Origin of the sequence: Bowmanella dokdonensis (genome assembly GCF_017254865.1) — a bacterium.
Classification (GTDB): domain Bacteria; phylum Pseudomonadota; class Gammaproteobacteria; order Enterobacterales; family Alteromonadaceae; genus Bowmanella; species Bowmanella dokdonensis.
In genome coordinates this window covers 1-435 of the sequence record NZ_JAFKCV010000105.1, presented here as the reverse complement: position 1 = coordinate 435, position 435 = coordinate 1, and the positions used below count along the sequence as shown (strand labels likewise).

General features: G+C 48.0%; 1 protein-coding gene. It reads left to right on the top strand.

Annotated elements, in window-relative coordinates:
* Window positions 1-435, top strand: a 435-nt coding sequence (locus tag J0A66_RS21750) for a diguanylate cyclase domain-containing protein (protein WP_206575942.1), incomplete at both ends; no start/stop codon positions are given.

Here is a 435-nt window from a genome sequence, read left to right as displayed (position 1 = left end):
CTAGGTGGCGATGAATTCAGTGTGTTGGTGGAAAACAGCACCGATATACACCGCATTACGCATCTGGCTCAGCGCATCCTGGATGAGATGGCCCGCCCCTTTATTATTAATCGTCAGGAGTTCGTTTTAGGGGGCAGCCTGGGAATAGCCTTCTATCCAGAGGATGGTGTCAGCCCCCAGGAACTGCTGAAAAATGCCGATACCGCCATGTACTTTGCTAAAAATGCCGGTGGTAACAAGTATCAGTTCTTTAGTGGTGAGATGAATCAAAATGCGGTACGACAGCTGCAAATTGAGAACCTGATCCGCCACGGAATCAAAGAAGATTTGTTCAGTGTCTACTATCAGCCCAAAGTGGATATTGCATCCGGTCAATTGGTCAGTATGGAAGCCTTAGTGCGCTTTGAACATCCCGAAAAAGGCATCGTCAGTCCA